Source organism: Streptomyces sp. NPDC087440 (genome assembly GCF_044744005.1).
Classification (GTDB): domain Bacteria; phylum Actinomycetota; class Actinomycetes; order Streptomycetales; family Streptomycetaceae; genus Streptomyces.
Genome location: NZ_JBIUXN010000014.1, coordinates 157,373 through 176,642, shown reverse-complemented (window position 1 = coordinate 176,642; position 19,270 = coordinate 157,373). Strand labels below are relative to the sequence as shown.

At 72.4% G+C, this 19,270-nt stretch carries 13 protein-coding genes and 2 tRNA genes; 3 read left to right on the top strand and 12 right to left on the bottom strand.

Going from position 1 to position 19,270, the window contains the following annotated elements; genetic code table 11:
• Window positions 1-23: 23 nt before the first annotated feature.
• A complete protein-coding gene (locus ACIO3O_RS26250) occupies window positions 24-728 on the bottom strand; it encodes an ANTAR domain-containing protein (RefSeq protein ID WP_401749849.1) in 705 nt (234 codons plus the stop codon).
• Between the two features lie 215 nt (window positions 729-943).
• Here ACIO3O_RS26250 and ACIO3O_RS26245 point away from each other — a divergent pair, with 215 nt between their 5' ends.
• Window positions 944-1,405, top strand: a complete 462-nt coding sequence (locus ACIO3O_RS26245; RefSeq protein WP_401749847.1) for an STAS domain-containing protein — start codon at window positions 944-946, stop codon at window positions 1,403-1,405.
• Window positions 1,406-1,447: 42 nt separating this feature from the next.
• On the opposite strand, the gene ACIO3O_RS26240 is transcribed toward ACIO3O_RS26245, so the two are convergent.
• The 6 genes from ACIO3O_RS26240 to ACIO3O_RS26215 all read right to left on the bottom strand — a co-directional run bounded on the left by ACIO3O_RS26240 (window position 1,448) and on the right by ACIO3O_RS26215 (window position 10,322).
• Window positions 1,448-2,242, bottom strand: a complete 795-nt coding sequence (locus ACIO3O_RS26240) for a TetR/AcrR family transcriptional regulator (protein ID WP_401749844.1) — start codon at window positions 2,240-2,242, stop codon at window positions 1,448-1,450.
• A 145-nt stretch (window positions 2,243-2,387) separates the two neighbouring features.
• Window positions 2,388-3,905 (bottom strand): MFS transporter, encoded by a 1,518-nt coding sequence (locus ACIO3O_RS26235; protein ID WP_401749842.1) that lies wholly within the window; start codon window positions 3,903-3,905, stop codon window positions 2,388-2,390.
• 73 nt (window positions 3,906-3,978) lie between these two features.
• Window positions 3,979-6,198, bottom strand: a complete 2,220-nt coding sequence (locus ACIO3O_RS26230; protein WP_401749839.1) for an ArnT family glycosyltransferase — start codon at window positions 6,196-6,198, stop codon at window positions 3,979-3,981.
• 22 nt (window positions 6,199-6,220) lie between these two features.
• Window positions 6,221-7,480: a glycosyltransferase gene (locus ACIO3O_RS26225; protein ID WP_401749835.1), complete on the bottom strand. Its 1,260-nt coding sequence runs from the start codon at window positions 7,478-7,480 to the stop codon at window positions 6,221-6,223.
• 248 nt (window positions 7,481-7,728) lie between these two features.
• Window positions 7,729-9,348, bottom strand: a complete 1,620-nt coding sequence (locus ACIO3O_RS26220; RefSeq protein ID WP_401749833.1) for a histidine kinase dimerization/phospho-acceptor domain-containing protein — start codon at window positions 9,346-9,348, stop codon at window positions 7,729-7,731.
• Between the two features lie 137 nt (window positions 9,349-9,485).
• On the bottom strand, window positions 9,486-10,322 hold the full coding sequence (locus ACIO3O_RS26215) for a response regulator transcription factor (protein WP_401749831.1): 837 nt from the start codon (window positions 10,320-10,322) through the stop codon (window positions 9,486-9,488).
• Window positions 10,323-10,433: 111 nt separating this feature from the next.
• Here ACIO3O_RS26215 and ACIO3O_RS26210 point away from each other — a divergent pair, with 111 nt between their 5' ends.
• Window positions 10,434-11,327: an LLM class F420-dependent oxidoreductase gene (locus ACIO3O_RS26210; protein ID WP_401749829.1), complete on the top strand. Its 894-nt coding sequence runs from the start codon at window positions 10,434-10,436 to the stop codon at window positions 11,325-11,327.
• A 9-nt stretch (window positions 11,328-11,336) separates the two neighbouring features.
• Here the strand turns inward: ACIO3O_RS26210 and ACIO3O_RS26205 are convergent, their stop codons facing one another.
• The 5 genes from ACIO3O_RS26205 to ACIO3O_RS26185 all read right to left on the bottom strand — a co-directional run bounded on the left by ACIO3O_RS26205 (window position 11,337) and on the right by ACIO3O_RS26185 (window position 14,969).
• Window positions 11,337-12,230, bottom strand: a complete 894-nt coding sequence (locus ACIO3O_RS26205) for an amidohydrolase family protein (protein WP_401749828.1) — start codon at window positions 12,228-12,230, stop codon at window positions 11,337-11,339.
• A gap of 234 nt (window positions 12,231-12,464) precedes the next feature.
• Window positions 12,465-13,394: a Bro-N domain-containing protein gene (locus ACIO3O_RS26200; protein ID WP_401749826.1), complete on the bottom strand. Its 930-nt coding sequence runs from the start codon at window positions 13,392-13,394 to the stop codon at window positions 12,465-12,467.
• Between the two features lie 108 nt (window positions 13,395-13,502).
• Window positions 13,503-14,435, bottom strand: a complete 933-nt coding sequence (locus ACIO3O_RS26195; protein ID WP_401749825.1) for a DUF2797 domain-containing protein — start codon at window positions 14,433-14,435, stop codon at window positions 13,503-13,505.
• 101 nt (window positions 14,436-14,536) lie between these two features.
• A tRNA-Arg gene (locus ACIO3O_RS26190) sits at window positions 14,537-14,609 on the bottom strand.
• A 266-nt stretch (window positions 14,610-14,875) separates the two neighbouring features.
• A tRNA-Ser gene (locus ACIO3O_RS26185) sits at window positions 14,876-14,969 on the bottom strand.
• Between the two features lie 382 nt (window positions 14,970-15,351).
• Here ACIO3O_RS26185 and ACIO3O_RS26180 point away from each other — a divergent pair.
• Complete coding sequence (locus tag ACIO3O_RS26180; RefSeq protein ID WP_401749823.1) at window positions 15,352-19,179, top strand: PAS domain-containing protein; 3,828 nt, start codon at window positions 15,352-15,354, stop codon at window positions 19,177-19,179.
• The last annotated feature ends 91 nt before the right edge of the window (window positions 19,180-19,270 follow it).

Here is a 19,270-nt window from a genome sequence, read left to right as displayed (position 1 = left end):
CTCTGTGCGGTCACTCACTGTCGTCACTCCGTGGCAGATGCATCAACAATCCGTGACGCGATGTCGCGCAGCTTCACGTTGTTCTTCTGCGAGGCGCTGACGAGCCGGTCGAAGGCCTCTGCGGCGTCGATGTCGAGCCGCCCCATGAGGAGCCCGGTGGCCTGGCCGATGACGTCGCGGGTGTGCATGGCCTCGGTGAGCTGCTCGGTGATGTCGACGGTCTCCAGGGCGATGCCGACGTACGCGGCCAGCAGCCGCCCGACCCGTACGACACCCGGATCGGCGAACACGCCGGGCCGCTTGGCGTACAGGCTCAGCACGCTGAACCTGCTCTGGTGGCCGCGCAGCCGCAGGAAGAGCGCGCAGCCGTCGTCCCCGTCGTCGGCGAGGGACAGCGGCGACTCCCACAACTCCTCGCCCGGCGGCAGGAGTTCCGAGGCGGGTACGTCGTCGGTGGTGGCGAGGGTACGGACCCGGCCGGAGCGCTCGACGACGAAGAGCCCGGCGCGGTCGGTGCCCGGGACCAGGTCGCGGGTGAGCCGGACGGCGGTGCGGGCGGTCTGCTCGCGGCCCTCGGCCTCGTGCAGTTCCACGGCGGCGGCGGCAAGCGCCTCGGCGAGGCCGTCGGCGGGGCCCCCGGCGGGGCCGGCGGTTTCGGCCTGTCGGGCAAGGGGGTGCCCGAAATCAACCTGGCCATGCTGAATTTCGGGAATGTCGGACGCAGTCACCACGAACCTCTTCGGCGTGCACGGCGCTGGATACGGCCGTGCGCGGGAGAGCTCCGCAGCACATTCCCGACTGCGAGCAAAGGACGAACAGACTCTATCCGCTTCTGTCCTGCGGCGAAGCAAGCAGGCGGGGATCAGCCAGGGGCGGACGCCGACGAGATCTTCGGCAGGGCTTTGCCCGGACACCCTCGACCGGCCGCCGCCCGCGTGGTCCAATGAGAGTCCCGGTCAGGAAGCGGCCCCCGACCACGACGCATCAACGCGTCGGCATCGGACAGGTGACCACTGTGCCCTTCCGCCTCACCCTCAATGACCTTCCCGGCCCCCCGCACCACCCTCGGTGCACGCTGCTCGTGATGCCCCGCGAGATGGACATCGCCAACTGCGACGAGCTGTACGGGGCCGTGTGCGACGCCGTGGACCTGCGGCGCGACCGCACGAACGTGCTGATCCTGGACTTCACCCGGACGATCTTCACGGACAGCCGCGGGGCCCGTCTGATCTCCGCCACGCGGGAGTACGCGGAGCGGGCGGGCATCGCGGTGCGGCTCGCGGTGGAGGAGGACGGGGTGGTGCGCCGGGTGGTGACGCTGACGGGCGTGCGCCGGGACGTGCCGGTGTTCGGGTCGGTGGCGGACGCGGTGGCGGGCGAGGACGAACTCTGGGCCCGGGACTGAACCCAGGACCTCCCACAGGGCTCCCCGGGCCCTCACCGGGGCCTACTCGGGCCTGCCCGCGCCCCCGCCCGTCACTTCGATCCCCGCGATCAGCACGTCCAGCGAGTACGTGAAGTCCCGCCCGTACATCTCGGCGACCGTGTCGCCGCCCCGGGCCGCCATGATCTCGGTGGAGGCGCGGAACAGCTCCGACCCCTCGATCTCCCCGGCGATCAGCCCCATCGACTCCCGGTAGAGCTCGTCCACGGTGAGTCCGGCGTCGGCGGCCCGCTGGTAGAACTGGGCCTCACTGTTGGCGAATCCGTACACGAACTGGAAGACGGCGGAGATCGACCCGCCCTGCCGCTCCACCGGGACGCCGCCCTTGCGCATGACCTCGATGGAGGCCCGGGAGAAGGCCATCATGTGCGGGCCGATGTTGAGGAAGCGGCTGAGCAGCCCGGTCGTCCACGGGTGGCCGACGAGCATCTCCCGGTAGCTCTGGGCGAGTTGGCGCAGCTGAACGCGCCAGTCGGTGTCGTCGTCGGGGTCGGGCGGGGAGAGCTCCCCGGCCACCCGGTCCAGGGCCAGTTCCAGGAGGTCGTCCTTGTTGGCGACGTACCAGTAGACGGACATGGCGGTGACGCCCAGCTCGGCGGCCAGGCGGCGCATGGAGAACTTGGCGAGGCCCTCCGCGTCGAGCAGGGCGACGGTCGCCTCGGTGATCCGCTCCCGGTCGAGCCCGGAGGCGGGTTCCGCCTTGCGGGCGCCCGCGCCCCCGCTCCCCCGGGGCGCTTTCGCGTCCAGCCACACACTGCGCATTCCGGGCTTCTTGGCGCGGTCGTCCGCGGGCACCATGGGGCACACTCCTTGGTTCTGCTCGGACGGACCGTGACGTTCCGGTTCCGTCCGGCCCGATGCTATTCAGTATCGGGCCGGACGGGTACGGGGCGGGCTCACACGGTGGGGGTACGGGGCGGGCTCACACGGTGGGCGTACGGGCTCACGCCCCGGACGTACGGGGAGCGGCCTCGGCCCGCCTGAGCAGCACCGCCGCCAGGACTCCGCCCGCGAGGACGGCCCCGGCGCCGACCAGCTGGCTGGTCTCCAGCCCGGAGGCGAAGGCGTCCCGGACGCGCTCCCGGTCCTCCGGGCCCCGGGCCGCCGCCATGGCCGCCGGGAGGGACACCGCCGCTCCGGCGGCGCCCGTGAGGAGGGCGGCGAAGCGGGAGTTGAGGACCGCGCCGAGGACCGCGACGCCCAGGCCGTTGCCGAACTCGGCGAGGGTGCCGTTGATCCCGGCGCCGACGCCCGCCTTCTCGGGCGGGATCGAGCCCATCAGGGCGTTGGCCATGGCGGGCCCGGCCAGGGCGGCGCCGATGCCGATCAGGACGAGGCCGACGACCATGCCGCCGTAGCCGTCGCCGCCGAGGACCGCGATGGCCGCGAGCCCGGCCGCGACGCAGCCCATGCCGAGCAGGATGGTGCCCGGGGTGCCCAGCCTGGCCAGCACCCGCGCGCCGACGCCGAGCAGGTTCAGTACGACGACGGTCGCGGCCAGCGGAACGGTCCGCAGCCCGGCCTCCAACGGCTCGTACCCGAGCACGAACTGCAGGTGCTGGGTCAGCAGGAACAGCGACCCGACCATGCCGAACGCGACCAGGATCGAGCCCGCGACCGCGCCGACGAAGCGCTGGTCGCGGAAGAAGTGCAGGTCGAGCATCGGATACGGAATCCGCAGCTCCCACCACACGAACACGGCCATCGCCCCGACCCCGACCGCCGCCGCGGCCAGTACCTGGCCGGACGCCCAGCCGTGCTCGGGCCCGGTGATGATCACGTACACGATCGCCGTCATGCCGACGGTGGACAGGACCGCACCCAGCAGGTCGGGCCGGTCACCGGCCGGGTTCTTGGACTCGGGCACGAGGGCGAGGACGGCGACCAGGGCGAGGACCGCGACCGGGATGTTGACCAGGAAGATCGCGCCCCACCAGAAGTGTTCGAGCATGAAGCCGCCGAGCAGCGGGCCCGAGGCGAAGCCGAGCATGGCGACGGTGGACCACAGGCCGATCGCCTTGACGCGCTCCTTCGCGTCGAAGATCTGCACGACGACGGCGAGCGTGGTGGTCATCAGCAGTGCCCCGCCGATGCCCATTCCGGCGCGCGCGGCGATCAACTGCCCCGCGTTCTGGGCGAGTCCGGCGGCGAGCGACCCGATGCCGAACAGCGCGAGACCGGCGGCGAGGAGCTTCTTGCGGCCGTAGCGGTCGGCGGAGCTGCCCGCGGTGAGCAGCAGTCCGGACTGGACGAGGGCGTACGCGTTGATCATCCACTGGATGTCGGTGGCGGAGGCGTGGAGTTCGGTGGTGAGGGAGGGGATGGCGACGTTCAGGACGGTGTTGTCGATCAGCACGGTGAGCTGGGCGAGACAGATGACGCCGAGGATCAGCCAGCGCTGGGGGTGGCCCTGGGGCGGGGTGGTGGTGGGTGGGGTGGTGTCGGTGGTCGTCGTTGCCACGGGGGAACTCCTCTACGGTGTACAGGCAATTGCTGTACACCGTAGAGGAGTTTCTTGTACGCCGTAAAGTTGATTAGCCGGGGAGGGGCTTGGTCAGGTCGTAGAAGGTGCTTCCACCTGCGGAAACCTTGGTGAAGTGGGCCTGGACCCAGGAGGAGATGGCGGAGCCGTGGCCGGTGGCGGAGCCGGGGCCGCCGGGTCCGCCGGCCGTGCGGGGGCCGCCTTCGCCGCGCGCGCCACCGGGACCTCCTCCCTCGCCGCGCATGCCGCCCTCGCCGCTCGCGATGAAGTAGTGGATCTTCCCTTCGCGTACGTACGTCTGGAACGCCGCCAGGGTCGGGGACGGGTCGCTGCCGTTGAAGCCGCCGATGGCCATCACGGGCTTTCCGGTGGCGAGTTGGTAACCGGCGGCGTTCTGCGAGCCGACGGAGGCGGCGGCCCAGGTGTAGCGGTCGGCGTCGGCGGCGAGGAGCGTGCGGGCCGCGTCGCTGACGCGCTGGCCGTCGAGGAGGCCGTTCATGGGGGCGCCTTCGGTGGATCCGCCGTTACGGGAAGGGGGGCCGCCGCGCGGGGAGTTGGGGGCGGAGGAGGGCTGGCCGCTCGGGCCGCCCTGGCCGCCTTGGCCGCCTTGGCCGCCTTGGCCACCTTGGCCACCTTGGCCGCCTTGGCCGCCTTGGCCGCCTTGGGGAGGCTGGCCACCGGGGGACGCGGGGCCACCGGCGCGGGCCGCGCCGCCCGGGCCGACGAGCCACAGGCCCTCGCCCCTGCCGCCGTCGCCGCGGAAGCGCATGCCGCCGGGGCCGCCGCCCCGGGTGGCGGGGCCCGCGGTGACGATGGAGCCGGTGTGGCCCGTGCCCACGGTCTGTGCCGCGTAGGCCGCGGGACCGGCGAGCCCGGTGGCGATGCCCAGTGCGGCCGCGCCCACGGCGACGTACCGCAGAAGGACGGGACGTACGAACCGGCCGGACCCGTCACCGACCCCCTCCCCGGACTCACCCCTGGCCCCGGACCCGGACAGCAGTCCGGCCGCCAGCACGCCCGCGGCGGCCGCCGCGCCCGCACCGAGCAACGTCCAGCGCAGCCAGGGGAGTTGATCCGGGGTGCGGCCCAGGAGGACGTACGCCCAGTACGCGGTGATGCCGATGGTCGCGGCGAGGGTGACGGCGGCGGCCGGGTGGCGGCGCTCCTCCCAGAGGACGGTGGCGCCCATGCCGACGAGGGCGGCGACGTACGGGGCGAGGGCGACGGTGTAGTACTCGTGGAAGATCCCGGCCATGAAGCTGAAGACGGTGGCGGTGGCGAGCAGTGCGCCGCCCCAGACGAGGAACGCGGCGCGGGCGGTGTCGGTGCGGGCGGCCCGCCAGGTGATGGCCAGGCCTGCGACCAGCAGGATCAGGGCGGCGGGCAGCAGCCAGGAGATCTGTCCGCCGACGGCGTCGTTGAACAGGCGCAGGACACCGGACTCGCCCCACATGCCACCGCCACGGGGACCCCCTCCGCCCCCGACGCTGCCGGTCTCCTCGCCGTTGATCCGGCCGAGGCCGTTGTAGCCGAAGGTCAGCTCCAGGAAGGAGTTGGTCTGGGAGCCGCCGATGTAGGGGCGGGAGGCGGCGGGCCACAGCTCGACGAGGGCGACCCACCACCCAGCGGTGACGATCAACGCACCGGCAGCGAGGGCGAGTTGACCGAGCCTGCGACGTAGGCCGGTAGGCGCGAAGACCGCGTACACCAGGGCCAGTGGCGGGAGGATCAGGAAGGCCTGGAGGGTCTTGGTCAGGAACGCGAGGCCGACCGCGGCACCGGCCCACACCAGCCACTTCGTGCGGGCGTCCTCCAGGGCGCGCAGGACGCAGTAGACGGTGACGGTCATGAGGAGGGTGAGCAGGGCGTCGGGGTTGTTGAAGCGGAACATGAGCGCGGCGACGGGCGTGAGGGCGAGGACCGCACCGGCGAGCAGCCCGGCTCCGTACGAGAAGCGACGGCGGACGGCCGCGTACAGGACGGCGACCGTACCCACGCCCATCAGCGCCTCGGGGACGAGGATCTGCCAGGACCCGAGCCCGAAGAGCCGCACGGAGAGGGCCATCGGCCAGAGGGCGGCCGGGGGCTTGTCGACGGTGATGGAGTTCGCGGCGTCCGACGACCCGAAGAAGAAGGCCTTCCAGCTCTCGCTGCCGGCCTGGACGGCGGCGGAGTAGAAGGAGTTGGCGTAACCGGAGGAGGAGAGGTTCCAGAGGTAGAGGGCGGCGGTGGCGAGGAGGAGGGCGAGGAGCCCGGGACGGATTTTCGTCAACTGGTGCAATGTCACGGCTGGTTCAGCTCTTCTCTGAGCCTCGGGCTGTCGCCTCGGGGAAGACCCAGGCGCGGAACAGCAGGAAGCGGAGGACGGTGGCGGCGAGGTTGGCGGCGACGAGGACGGCCAGCTCGCTGTGCGCGGACGCGGTGCCGGCGGCAGCGAGGGCGGCGAGAGAACCGCTGGTCAGGGCCAGTCCGATGGCGAAGACGACGAGCCCCTGGGCCTGCTGGCGGACGGCCCGGCGGCGGCCTCGGACCCGGAAGGTGAAGCGGCGGTTGGCGGCGGTGTTGATGAGCGCTGACACCAACAGGGCGGCTGCATTGGCCAGTTGGGAACTGACGGCGGTGCGCGCGGCGGCGTACAGGCCGAGGTAGAGGAGCGTACTGAGCACGCCGACGCAGCAGAAGCCGATGAGCTGGCGCACCAACCCCCCTGGCGTCTCGTGCACTTGGCTGTCGCGCGGGTCGTCGCCGAAGGGGCGGGCGAGGCGGTCCAGGGGCAGCGCGCCGGTCGCGAGGGCCCGGCCGACCCGCCAGACGCCCCGCAGGTCGTCGATCGCCGTACGGACGACGCGCACGCTGGAGCGCGGGTCGTCGACCCAGTCGACGGGGACCTCGTGGATGCGCAGCCCGGCGCGCTCGGCGAGCACCAGGAGCTCGGTGTCGAAGAACCACCCGGTGTCCTCGACCATCGGCAGCAGCCGGTGCGCCACGTCCGCCCGGATCGCCTTGAACCCGCACTGGGCGTCGCTGAAGCGGGCGGCGAGGGAGGACCGCAGGATGAGGTTGTACGTACGGGAGACGAACTCGCGCCGGGGGCCGCGCACGACGCGGGAGGCGGGGTCGAGCCGGGTGCCGATGGCGAGGTCGGAGTGGCCGGAGACGAGGGGGGCGACCAGGGGGAGGAGGGCGTTCAGGTCGGTGGAGAGGTCGACGTCGAGGTAGGCGAGGACGGGGGCGTCGGAGGCTTCCCAGACGGTGCGCAGAGCCCGCCCGCGGCCCTTCTCGGGGAGGCGGACCCAGGAGACCTCGGGGTGCTCGCGGGAGAGGCGGTCGGCGATGGCGGGGGTGCGGTCGGTGCTGGCGTTGTCGGCGACGGTGATGCGGAAGGAGTAGGGGAAGGCGCGGGCGAGGTGGGCGAGGAGGCGCCGGACGCAGGGTTCGAGGTCGCGCTCCTCGTTGTGGACGGGGACGACGAGGTCGAGGAGGGGGGTGCCGTCGTCGCGGGGGCGCAGGGGGATGCGGAGGGGGAGGAGGGGACGGTCGCTGGTTGGCCTCATGGGGGAGAGGCTGCGGGGGGAGGCTGGGAGGGGGGTGTGGTGGGGCTGTGGGCGGGCTGTGACTCGGGCACATCAGCCTGTCCGGCGTTTGAGGACGCGCGGCGCAGCCGTGCAGGGGGCAAGGGGCGTAGCCCCATCACGAGCAGCACCCCCCACCCAACAGCCTCGCGAGTTTAGGTGAAGGGGCGGGGCTGGGGACCCGCCTGGACGCGAGCCAACACCCCACCCGCACCTACACACACGCCCCCCTACAAGGGCACCCCCACCGAGAACACCGTGCACCCGGGCACACTCTCCACCCCGACCCACCCCCCGTGCGCCTCCACCACCGCCTTCACGATCGCCAACCCGAGCCCGGTCGACCCGAGCCCGGTCGACCCGACCACCGCCGAAACCCCCGCCGGACCCCCCGCCGCCCGCCCGGGCCCACCAGAAGCCCCCACGGGCCCGCGAATACCCCCCACCCCCACGGGCACCCTCGCCCGCCCCACATCCCCCCGAGCGAACCGCTCAAAAACCCGCCCCACCAACTCCCCTGGCACCCCGGGCCCGTCGTCCCGCACCTCGACTACAGCCCACCGGGCAACACCCTCTCCCTCCCGGCCAGAAACCTCCGTCACCCGCGCCGTGACCCTCGTCCCCTCCGGCGTGTGCGCCCGCGCATTCCCCAGGAGATTCACCAGCACCTGCTGCAACCGCGCCGCATCCCCCCGTACCACCACAGGCTCATCGGGCAGCTCCAGCCGCCACACATGCCCCTGCCCCGCAGCCCGCGCATCACTGACCGCATCCACCACCAGCGGTACGAGATCAACGCTCTCCACCGAGAGCACCGCTCCCACTCCCACCTCGGCCCCCGCCCCTGCCCCCGTCCCCGCATCCAGCCGCGCCAGCAGCAACAAGTCCTCCACCAGCCCGGTCATCCGCGCCGCCTCCGACTCGATCCGCCCCAGCGCGTGCCGCGTGTCGGGCCCGGCGGTCGCCGCCTCCCGCCCCCGGCGCGTCAGCTCCGCGTACCCCCGTATCGAGGCGAGCGGCGTCCGCAGCTCATGACTGGCATCGGCGACGAACCTCCGCACCCGCATCTCGCTCTCCTGCCGCACCGCCAGCGCGGACCCCACGTGCCCGAGCATCCGGTTGAGCGCCGCCCCGACCTGCCCGACCTCGGTCCGCGCGTCCGCCTGCGCCTCGGGCACCCGCTCGTGCAGGGCCACCTCCCCGCGCTCCAGCGGGAGTTCGGACACCCGCGTGGCCGTCGCCGCGATCCGCCGCAACGGCCGGAGCGCGGCCCCCACCAGCGCGTTCCCCGCGATCCCGGCGGCGACCAGCGCGGCGAGCGTCACGCACACCACGACCACCACGAGCGTACGAACGGTGTCCCCGACCTCCTCCAACGGGAACCCGAGCACGACCTCCCCGCCCTCATCCACCCCACCCGGCACACTCCCGGGACCCGGCCCGGGCACCGGCGCAGGAGCCTCCCCCTTCCCACCCCGGAACAACACCATCCCCACCCCCTTGCCGCTGCCCACCACGGCCCGGTACTCCCCGAGCCCCGGCACGGTCACGGTGTGCGGCTTGCCGTCCCCGGGCACACCGCGCAGCGCGGCGACCTGCCCCGCGTTCAACCCCTTCAGATGCGACTCGGCCCGCACCCCCGACCCGGACACGCTCCGGGCCCCCGCGTCGTCGCGCAGCCCGACGGACCCGATCGGGTGCCCGGGCGCGGCGACGAACAGCAGCCCGCTCCCGTGCTCACGCTCCAGCGCCGAGGTCAGCTGCTCGTCCAACTGCCCCTCCAGGTACGAGTGCAACGCGACAGACGTCACCACCCCGACGACCGCCGCAACCACCGCCACCAGAGCCACACACGACACAACAAGCCGCGCCCGCAACGACAGCCTCCGCCGCCTCCACGGACCCCCGCGCCACCTGGAACCCGCACGCACCCGAAACCCCCCACGCCACCCGGAGCGCACGCCTCGCACGCCGTGCACGCCGCCCCTCACCCACCCGGCTTGATCAAATACCCGGCCCCACGCCGCGTGTGGATCATCGGGGTCCGCCCCGCGTCGATCTTCTTCCTCAGGTACGAGATGTAGAGCTCGACCACATTGGCCTGCCCCCCGAAGTCGTAGTTCCACACCCGGTCCAGGATCTGCGCCTTGCTCAGCACCCGCTTCGGGTTGCGCATCAGGAACCGCAGCAGCTCGAACTCGGTCGCCGTGAGCCGCACTTCGTCCTCCCCCCGCCACACCTCATGGCTGTCCTCGTCCAGCCGAAGGTCCCCGACCACCAGCTCCGAGTCGGGCCGCGCCATGGTCCGCCCTCCCCCACCGCTCCTGCGGATCAGCCCGCGCAGCCGCGCCACGACCTCCTCCAGGCTGAAGGGCTTGGTGACGTAGTCGTCCCCGCCCGCCGTGAGCCCGGCGATCCGGTCCTCCACCGCGTCCCGCGCGGTCAGGAACAGCACCGGCACGTCGGGCAGGTCCGCCCGCATCCGCCGCAGCACGTCCAGCCCGTCCGTGTCGGGCAGCATCACATCCAGTACGACCGCGTCCGGCCTGAAGACGCGCGCCGCCCGCACCGCTTCCGCGCCGTCACCGGCACTCCGGGTCTCCCACCCCTCGTACCGCAGGGCCATGCACAGCAGTTCCGCGAGCGGAGCCTCGTCGTCCACGACCAGCACGCGCACGGCATCACCGCCACCCCCGCCACCCCCCGCACCGACACGCTCCCCAACGCGCTCCCCCACCCGCTCACTCAGCCGCTCACCGACCGGCCCGCCCACCCGTTCGCCCGCCCGCTCGCCCACCCGGGGTCCACTCACTGTCGTCCGCATGGCCCCCACCCTCACCACCGTCGGTGAGAGCCCCCTTGCCCGTTCCTGTGAATCCCCTGAGAAGAAGCGCACACCCGGAATAGCCCCACCAGCCTCCCCGTTAGCCCCCACATGACTTCCGACTCCCCCCGCTCCCACCACACCCGCACCTACGGCCGCCTCGGCATCTGGCACGGAGCCCTCCGCTCCCCGGAGCCGCAGGACCAGCTGGAACTCACTGACGCGGTGACGGAGTTGGAGGATCTCGGATACGGAACGATCTGGTCCGGCGGCAGCCCGTCCCCCGCCGACGTGGCCCCGCTCCTCGAAGCCACCGACCACGTCAAGATCGCCACCGGCATCGTCAGCATCTGGAACCACACGGCCGAGTCGGTGGCGGCGACGGCGGCCGACTTCGAGTCCCGTTACCCCGGCCGCTTCGTCCTGGGCCTGGGCGTGAGCCACGACGCGCTCGCCCCGCAGTACGCCCGCCCGTACTCGGCGATGGTCGACTACCTCGACGCCCTCGACGCGGCCAGGACCCCGCTCCCCGCCGACCGCCGCGTCCTCGCCGCCCTCGGCCCGAAGATGCTGAAGCTGGCCTCCGCCCGGGCGGCCGGCGCCCACCCGTACCTGGTCACCGCGGCCCACACGGCCCAGGCCCGCGAGGCGCTCGGCCCCGACGCGTTCCTCGCCCCGGAACTGACCGTCGTCCTCAACCCCGACCTCGCCGAGGCCCGCACGACCGCCCGCACCATGCTCGGCCGCTACCTCGCCCTCCCCAACTACACCAACAACCTCCTCCGCCTCGGTTTCACGGAGTCCGACTTCGAGAACGACGGCAGCGACCGCCTCCTGGACGCCCTCTTCGCCCTGGGCGACGAGGACCGCATCCGCGCCAAGGCCGAAGAATTCTTCGCGGCGGGCGCCGACCACCTCGCCCTCCAGGTCCTGCCCCCGGCCGGCGCCCCCCGGACAACCCTCCCGCGCGAAGACTGGCGAGCCCTGGCCAAGGCCCTCCTCTGACGCGCCGGACTAACCCACCGAACCCGGTGCCTCGACCCCGAACAACTCCGCCCCGTTCCCCCAGCACACGGCGCGCAGCCACTCCTCCCCCAGCCCCAGCCGCTCCAACGCCTCCAGCTGGTGCAGGTACCCGTACGGAATATTGGGGAAGTCGCTCCCCAGCAGCACCCGGTCCCCCAGATCCCTCAACCGCCCCAACTCCCCCTTCGGGAACGGCGCCATGCGCTCACTGAAGTCCGTGAACGCCATGGTCGTATCGAGCCGTACCTCCCCATACCTCTCCGCCAACCCCAAGAACTCCCCGTACTCGGGCATCCCCATGTGCGCCACGATCACGCCCAACCGGGGATGCCGCGCCAGCACCTCCCCCACGGGCCCCGGCCCGGTGAACTTCCCCGGCGTCGGCCCGGACCCGCAGTGCATCACCACCGGCACCCCGGCCTCCGCCAGCATCCCCCACACCCTTTCCAGCTCCGGGCTGTTCGGGTCGTACGCCCCCACCTGGAGGTGCGCCTTGAAAACCCGCACCCCGCCCTCCACGGCCCGCCGCACATACCCCTCGACCCCGGGCTCCGGAAAGAACGTCCCCGTCCTCAGACACCCTTCCGTCCGCCCCGCGAACTCCTCCCCCCACCCGTTCAACCACTCCGCCATGCCCGCCTTGTGCGGGTAGATCATCGAGGTGAACCCCACCACCCCGAACTCCCGCAACACCTCGACCCGCTTCTCCTCCTCGAACCGATACGTGATCGGCCACTCCACCCCCGTCAACGGCCCCACGGCATCGAAGTACGCCCACACCTTCTTCAACACCCGCTCCGGCATGAAGTGCGTATGCACATCCACCAGCCCCGGAACCCCGATCCGCCGCGAGAACTCCCGCACCTGCGCCGCTTCATCCATGCGCGGCACGCTACGTGCAACAACTAGCTTCAAGAAGCGGCACGTTATCCACAGGGGTTGACCTGCGATGTTGCTTACGGGGGTTAGTCCCTAGAGCCCCTTCACGCAAGCCCAAAGGCGAGACTGTGCTTCCTCAGCACAGTCTCGCCCCCCCTCGCGACAAGTCCGGTACGGTACGACAAGGCCCGAAGCCGCAACTTCGTTTTGCGGCTTCGGGCCCTTTGCCATCCCGCGCTACGGCAGCACGTACACGGGCGCGCCGTCCGCCATCACCCCCTTCTGCTTCATGCACCCCCGCTTGAGCAGCAACCGCAGACAGTCGTGCACACGCTCCTGCGGCAGCCCGGTCTGCGCCGCGATGACCTCAACGGTGTACCGCGCGCCACCCCGTACGAGCGCCGGCGCCAGGTAGGCCGCCACCGCATGCACGTCGTCCGTCACCACCAGATTCCGCTGCCGCCACGTCGCCAACAGCTGCTGCGGCGTGACGTCCGGAACCTCCTGTGCCGGAACCCGAGGCTCCATACGCTCGACGAGCGTCTCCAGCGAACCCGCGATCCGGTCCAGCAGGTCGTTCGTCCGGTGAACCTGCTCAGCCCGCTCTGCCTGAGCAGCCGCGAAGAGCTCATCCGCCCGTACGTTCCGCTCCTCCAGCCGAACGATCACGTCAATCACCTCGGGCGGCATGACGTACGCCGTCCCACGGCCCTCCAGAGGCTGCACCGGAGCCGGTTCGAGGGAGTACGCCCCGTCTCGCTGAACGATCGCAATGACTTCTGCCACCCAGGCCTTGAAGGGCTGACACTCCGGTTTCGTGCACCCGTTGATGAGCTGGATCAGCCCCTGGGTGTTCACCATCTTGATGGACTTCTTGAGCTTGTGACCTGCGTTCTTGCTCAATGTGTCTGCTCTATAGACACTTCGTTCAAGATCGTCAAAGGCCATCTGGTTGCGTTCCGAGACATGCCGAATGAGCGCTTGCCGCACATTCGTGTAGCCGAGTCCACCAGCAAAGTCGGTCGCCGGAAACCAGTGAGTCCCGTCCGGCAACGTCACCCTCCGCACCCGCGCCCCCGTCGCCGCGTACACGAAGTCGCCAATATCGATCGCGTCCCGTCGCTGTGACGCTGTGTCTCCGGACGGTTCGTTCTCCTGCTCGTACATCGAGCATCACCTCCACCCGCAAGCTGACACACCCGTCAAGCCAACTGGCCGGAAATCAGGCGAAGTTCACCCCAAAGCGCGACACAAACCCCTCCCCATCCAACCCCCTCAGAACAACCCCTCCTGCACCCCCACCTCCCCCTCAACCCCCTTCACCGGCACCGTCACCCCATCCCCCGCATCCCCCTTCTCCAGCCCCCACCCCGCCAACAGCCGACTGTCCACCACCACGACCCCCTCACCCCTCCCCACGTCCATATGCACATCGGGCCCCGCCACCGCCACGACCCTCCCCGCCACGCACCCCCCGCTCACCATCTCCCGCACCACACCCACGGCCCCCGCCAACCCCTCCAGCCCAAACACCCCCGCATGATCAACGACCTCGCACCCCACCACCCCCAACGCCTCCGGCCACCCCGCCAGCCCCACCGCCCGCGCATGCAGCTCCCGCACCTCCGCGGCCCGCTCCGCCGCCCCCGGCAAAGCCGCCCGCACCGCCCGCTTCTTCGCGTACGAGATCCGGTCCGGCACCCCGAGCCCCGACCGCAACAGCTCCTCACACCGCCGTGCCGCCATCAGCGGCCCCCGCCCCAGCCAGCTGAACGCCACCACCCCCTGCTCCAGCAGCCGCGCCGACCCCCGGTCCTCCCGGGTGATCCCCACCTTCACCATCCCCGGCCCGAACCACGCCAAATACACCGCGTACGGCCGCGGATCATCGGCCATCGTGTCCGCCGCCACCGACCTCGACCGATCCAGCCGCGCACACTCCCCGCACTGCGCCTGCGTCGCCCTCCCGGCCACGACAGCACGCAGGGGGCACGGATTCCCCCGCACCCCCACACACCGCCGCTCCCCGACCACCCGGAAGCCGATTCCCCGCCCGTACGCCACGAGCCCCCCGGCCCCCACCCCGTACGACAACGGACTGACCGGCCCACCCCCGCCCCCCGCCGCCTCCCACCGCAGCCCCGGCACCCCGCCGGCCCAGCTCAGCCCGGCACTCCGCCACTCCCGTTCCCGCGCCCTGTCCTCCATACCGCCAGTGTGTCCCCCACCACTGACAACGCCCCGCCCACCCGAGCGCCCCCGAACACGAAGAAGCCCCCCGGACTGTGTCCGGGGGGCTTCCCTCACTGTGCACTCGGCAGGATTCGAACCTGCAACCTTCTGATCCGTAGTCAGATGCTCTATCCGTTAAGCTACGAGTGCTTGTCGCTGTGCTTCCGGGCCGTTTTCCGCCCCGTCGGCGTTGCAAGAAGAACATTACATGACCTGCGCCGTCATGCGAAATCCATTGCGCACACCCCGCCTGACCTGCACAAACACCCAGACGAGTGACGGGCGTGGCGCGCCTGCGGCAACCGCCCCCGCTGATCACGTCCGGAAATCGGACCCCCTGCCCGGCCTCCGCACGCCGAGCCGTCCCCGAGAACGACCGAAGCCCCGGTCCTGGTGGACCGGGGCTTCGGTGGTGCTGGCGGAGGCGGAGGGATTTGAACCCTCGATGGGCTTTAAGACCCAAACCGCATTAGCAGTGCGGCGCCATAGACCGGACTAGGCGACGCCTCCAGCACAACCCACACACGCCAGCGCTTGCGCGTTCGCGAGTAGGTGCGTTGCAGATGATGGCACAGCATTGCGCGGTGTCACCAATCGCACCCCACGGTACTAGGCGACCGGGCGGCAGGGCAAAGCACTTGTGGCGGCCCGTCGGGGCGATTCGCGACGAAGATCCACTTCGTGCCCCGCCCGGGCCCGCCACGCGTTCCGCGAAGATCCACTTCCGTCGCGGCGGCAGCTCCACAGCAGCTCCCCGTCATCCGCCGTCACGCCCGCATCCCCAGCCTTTAGACTCCTTCCAGTGACAACGTGCGCCCCAAGGGGAAAAATTGGGGCTGCCGGAGGGTCACCGACTGGGCAAAATGCAGTAATTCAGGGAGGAACCGTCGTCGTGAGCAGCAGGCCATCCCGAGGCGCTGCTCGCCTCGCAGCGATACTCGACGCACTTCCGGACGGGCTCCTGCTCGTCAATTGCAACGGGACCGTGGTCAACGCCAACACCATCGCCCTGGAGACCTTCGAGGCCCCGGGCACCGCACTGGTCGGGCGCGGACTGCTCGACCTGCTGCCGGAGTTCGACTCCAAGCTGATCCCCGGGTCCATGCGCCGCCCCGCCGGGGCCGACGCGCAGGGCCGCACCAAGCCGACCCGGATGACCGCCCGCCGCACCGACGGCAGCCAGTTCCCCGTCGAGGTCACCAGCGCCAACCTGGAGGACGGGCGGGACGCCTTCTCCGCCGAGCGTCCGGCCGGCGCCACCTCCCTCACCGGTGACGAACTCCTCATGCTGGTCGTACGGGACCTTTCGGGCACCGTCGACACCGAGGCCGAGCTGGCCCGCTCGCAGCGGCAGACCGAGATGATCCTGCGCGCCGCCTCCGAGGGCGTCGTCGGCACCGACACCGAGGGCCGCATCGTCCTCGCGAACCCGGCCGCCGCGCAGATCCTGGGCTTCCGCGCCAGCGACCTGGGCGGCAAGGAGCTGCACGCCCTCGCCGTGCACTCGCGGGCCGACGGGACGCCGTTCCCGTACGAGGAGTCCCCGCTCGCCGACACCCTGAAGTCCGGCCGCAAGCACCGGGTGCGCGGCCAGGTGCTGTGGGCGAAGAACGGCAAGCAGGTCCCGGTCGACCTGACGACCGCCCCCGTGCGCGACGGCGAGCAGCTGGTGGGTGCGGTGATGACCTTCGCCGACCGCCGTGCGTACGAGGAGCAGGCGAGCCGGCACGCCGAGGAGCTGGAGCGGCTGACCGCCGAGCACGCCGAGGAGCTGTCCTCCACGCGCGAGCGGTACGACGCCGAGGTCGCCCTGGGCAAGGAGCGGTACGAGGAACTGTCCGACCGGCACGCCCAGTTGAGCGCCGTGCTCGGCGGCTCCCTGCGCGGCCCCCTGGAGGAGCTGCGCGGCGAGCTCGGCACGCTGGCCTCCGACCCGGCGGGCCAGCTGTGGCCCGAGGCCAACCAGGTCCTGCACCACCTGGCCGCCGGGTACGCCCGCATGACGACGCTGGTCGACAACGTGCTCGGCTTCCAGCGCCTGGCCTCCGGCGTCGAGCCGCTGGTCAAGACAAACGTGCTGGTGGACGGCGTCGTCGCGGCGGCGGTGGAGGGGGCGGTCGAGCTGATCGGCCCGGGCCGCGCCCAGTTCGCGGTGCACGCGCCCGCGATCGAGGCCGAGGTGGACGGCGTACGGCTGGCCACCGCCCTGGCCCACCTGGTGGCGGACGTCGCCGGAGTGGACTCGACCGGCAAGGTGGCCCCGGCCGCCGCGGCGGCCGGTGGTTACGTGGACTCCACGATCGTGGTGGCCGCCGCCCAGCGCGGCGAGGTCGTCCGCTTCGAGGTGCGCGGCCCGTACGCGGGCGGCGACCCGGTGCACGAGCCGATCGTGCGGGGCATCGTCGAGGCGCACGGCGGAGTGCTCCAGACGCACGAGGTGCCGGGCATGACCGGCAGCGCGTACGTCCTGGAGGTGCCGATCGGCGAGGGTTCCGGCGTCGTCCGGCCCCCCGCCCCCGAGGCCCCGGGCGCCGAGGCGCCGGAGACCCCGGCCCCCGTCCCGGCCCAGCAGGGCGGCGGCCGACGGGCCCGGCGGTCCTCCACCGACGCCTTCCTCGACGCCGAGGAGAGCACCCCGAGCACCCCGGAGACTCCCGGTACGTCCCCCGAGGCCGCCCCCAGCGGGCGGCGCAGGGCCCGCCGCGGACCCGCCGACGAGCTGCACGAGATGATCCCGGCCCAGGGCACGGGCGAGGGCGCGGGCAGCGGCACGGGCCGCAGGCGCGGCCGCCCGAGCCCCGCCGAGGACCCCGCGGCAGGCCCGGCCGGTGCTGCCTCCGGTACGGACGCCCCCGCACCCGGTGCCGGTCAGGCCCTGGCACTGCCCGGCCCGTCCCGGCCCACCGACCCGACCGGCGCACCCGCCGGACCTGCCGAGGGCTCGGTCGTGACGGCCGGCGAGGGTGCCGCAGGGCGTGCCGCGCTCGGCGAGACCGTGCCGCCGCAGGGCGTGCCCCCGCAGGCCGTTCCGGCACAGGGGCTCCCGGCTCAGGGACTTCCGGCACAGGGGCTTCCCGGCCAGGGCCCCGGCGACCTGGCCCGCCGTGCCCCGCACGAGGGCGGCGGCATGCCCGCGCTGCCGCCCGCACCCGCCCCCGCTTCCCACGGCCAGCGGCCGCCGGGCGCGGACGCCTCCGCCATGCCCGCCGCCCGTACCGAGGGCCCGGCCCCGTCCGCCGACGACACCTCCGGGCACGAGCAGGTCCTCGCCTCCGCGGGTGTGGCCCCGCACCAGGGGGCCCGCGCCCAGGCCGGGGGCGGCCGCCGCGCCCGGCGTGCGCTGGCCTCCGCACCGGCCGAGCCCGAGGAGGCGCGGAGCCCGTTCGCGCTGCCGCCCGCCGAGGCGGACCGCGTTCCCGGGCGACCCGGTGACGTACCGCAGGAGCGGTCCGCGCAGAGCGTGCCGGGCGGCTGGCCGACGCCGTCCGCCGACGTGGCCAACCCGCAGGCCCCGCAGGCCCAGCCCCTCCCGCAGGCGCAGCCGCAGCTGCCCGGCGGGCCGCAGCCGCTGCCCGCCGAGTCCGCGCACTCCACCCAGGGGCGTGCCTTCAGCGTGCGCACGCTGGGGCAGGGCGCGCCGTTCTCGCAGCAGATCGCCCAGCAGCAGAACCAGACGCTGGGTTCGGGCCGCCGCCGCAAGCTGGCGGCGCCCACCGAGGCCGAGCGTCCGGCGGCCGCCGCGCTCGCCGGGGCCGCCGAGGCGGAGCCCGAGGCCCGCCCGCACCCGCAGAGCTCCCAGCACACCCCGACCGGCGGCACCCCCACCGGTCCGGTCGCCCCGCAGCACCAGCAGCTGATCCCGGAGGCCTCCGAGGGGCGTGCGTACGCCATAGACGCCCCGGACGAGGGCAGCGAGGGTCCGGAGCCGCTGGACGGCCCGGGCGGCGCGGTGGAGGTCTCCAACCGGCCCGTGCCGCAGCCCGTGGACGACGAGCTGCCCCCGGAGCCGCTGGACAACCCGCGCAGGCTGCTGGTGTGGCCCGCGCCCGACGTCTCCACGGAGCAGGCGCTCAGCGACCGGGGCTACCGGCCGGTGATCGTGCACTCCCGTGAGGAGGTCGACGCGCAGATCGCGGCGTTCCCCGCCGCCCTGTTCGTGGACCCGCTGACCGGGCCCATCACCCGTACCGCGCTCCAGTCGCTGCGGCAGGCGGCCGTGGCGGCGGAGGTGCCGGTGCTGGTCACCGCGGGCCTCGGGCAGGCGACCCGGGAGGCGGCGTACGGCGCCGACCCCGCCGTGCTCCTCAAGGCGCTCGCGCCGCGCGACAGCGAGCAGCACCCGCCGCGCGTCCTGTTGATCGAGGAGCACGAGGAGATCGCGCTCGCGCTGACCGCCACCCTGGAGCGGCGCGGCATGCAGATCGCGCGCGCCGCCACGGACACCGAGGCGGTCAACCTGGCCACCCAGATGCGGCCGAACCTGGTCGTGATGGATCTGATGCTGGTCCGCCGCCGCAGGTCGGGCATCGTCGACTGGCTGCGCGCCAACGGACAGTTGAACCGCACGCCGCTGGTCGTCTACACGTCCGCCGGGCTCGACCAGGCGCAGCTGCCGCGGCTCTCCTCGGGCGAGACGGTCCTCTTCCTCGCGGAACGCTCCACAAGTGCCGAGGTGCAGGGGCGGATTGTGGATCTGCTGGCCAAGATCGGCACCAACTGACGCACAGGCATGGATGTTTCACGTGAAACAGGCCCGAGCGGCGCTGTTTCACGTGAAACATCACGAAGGGCCGGGGTCGTGTTTCACGTGA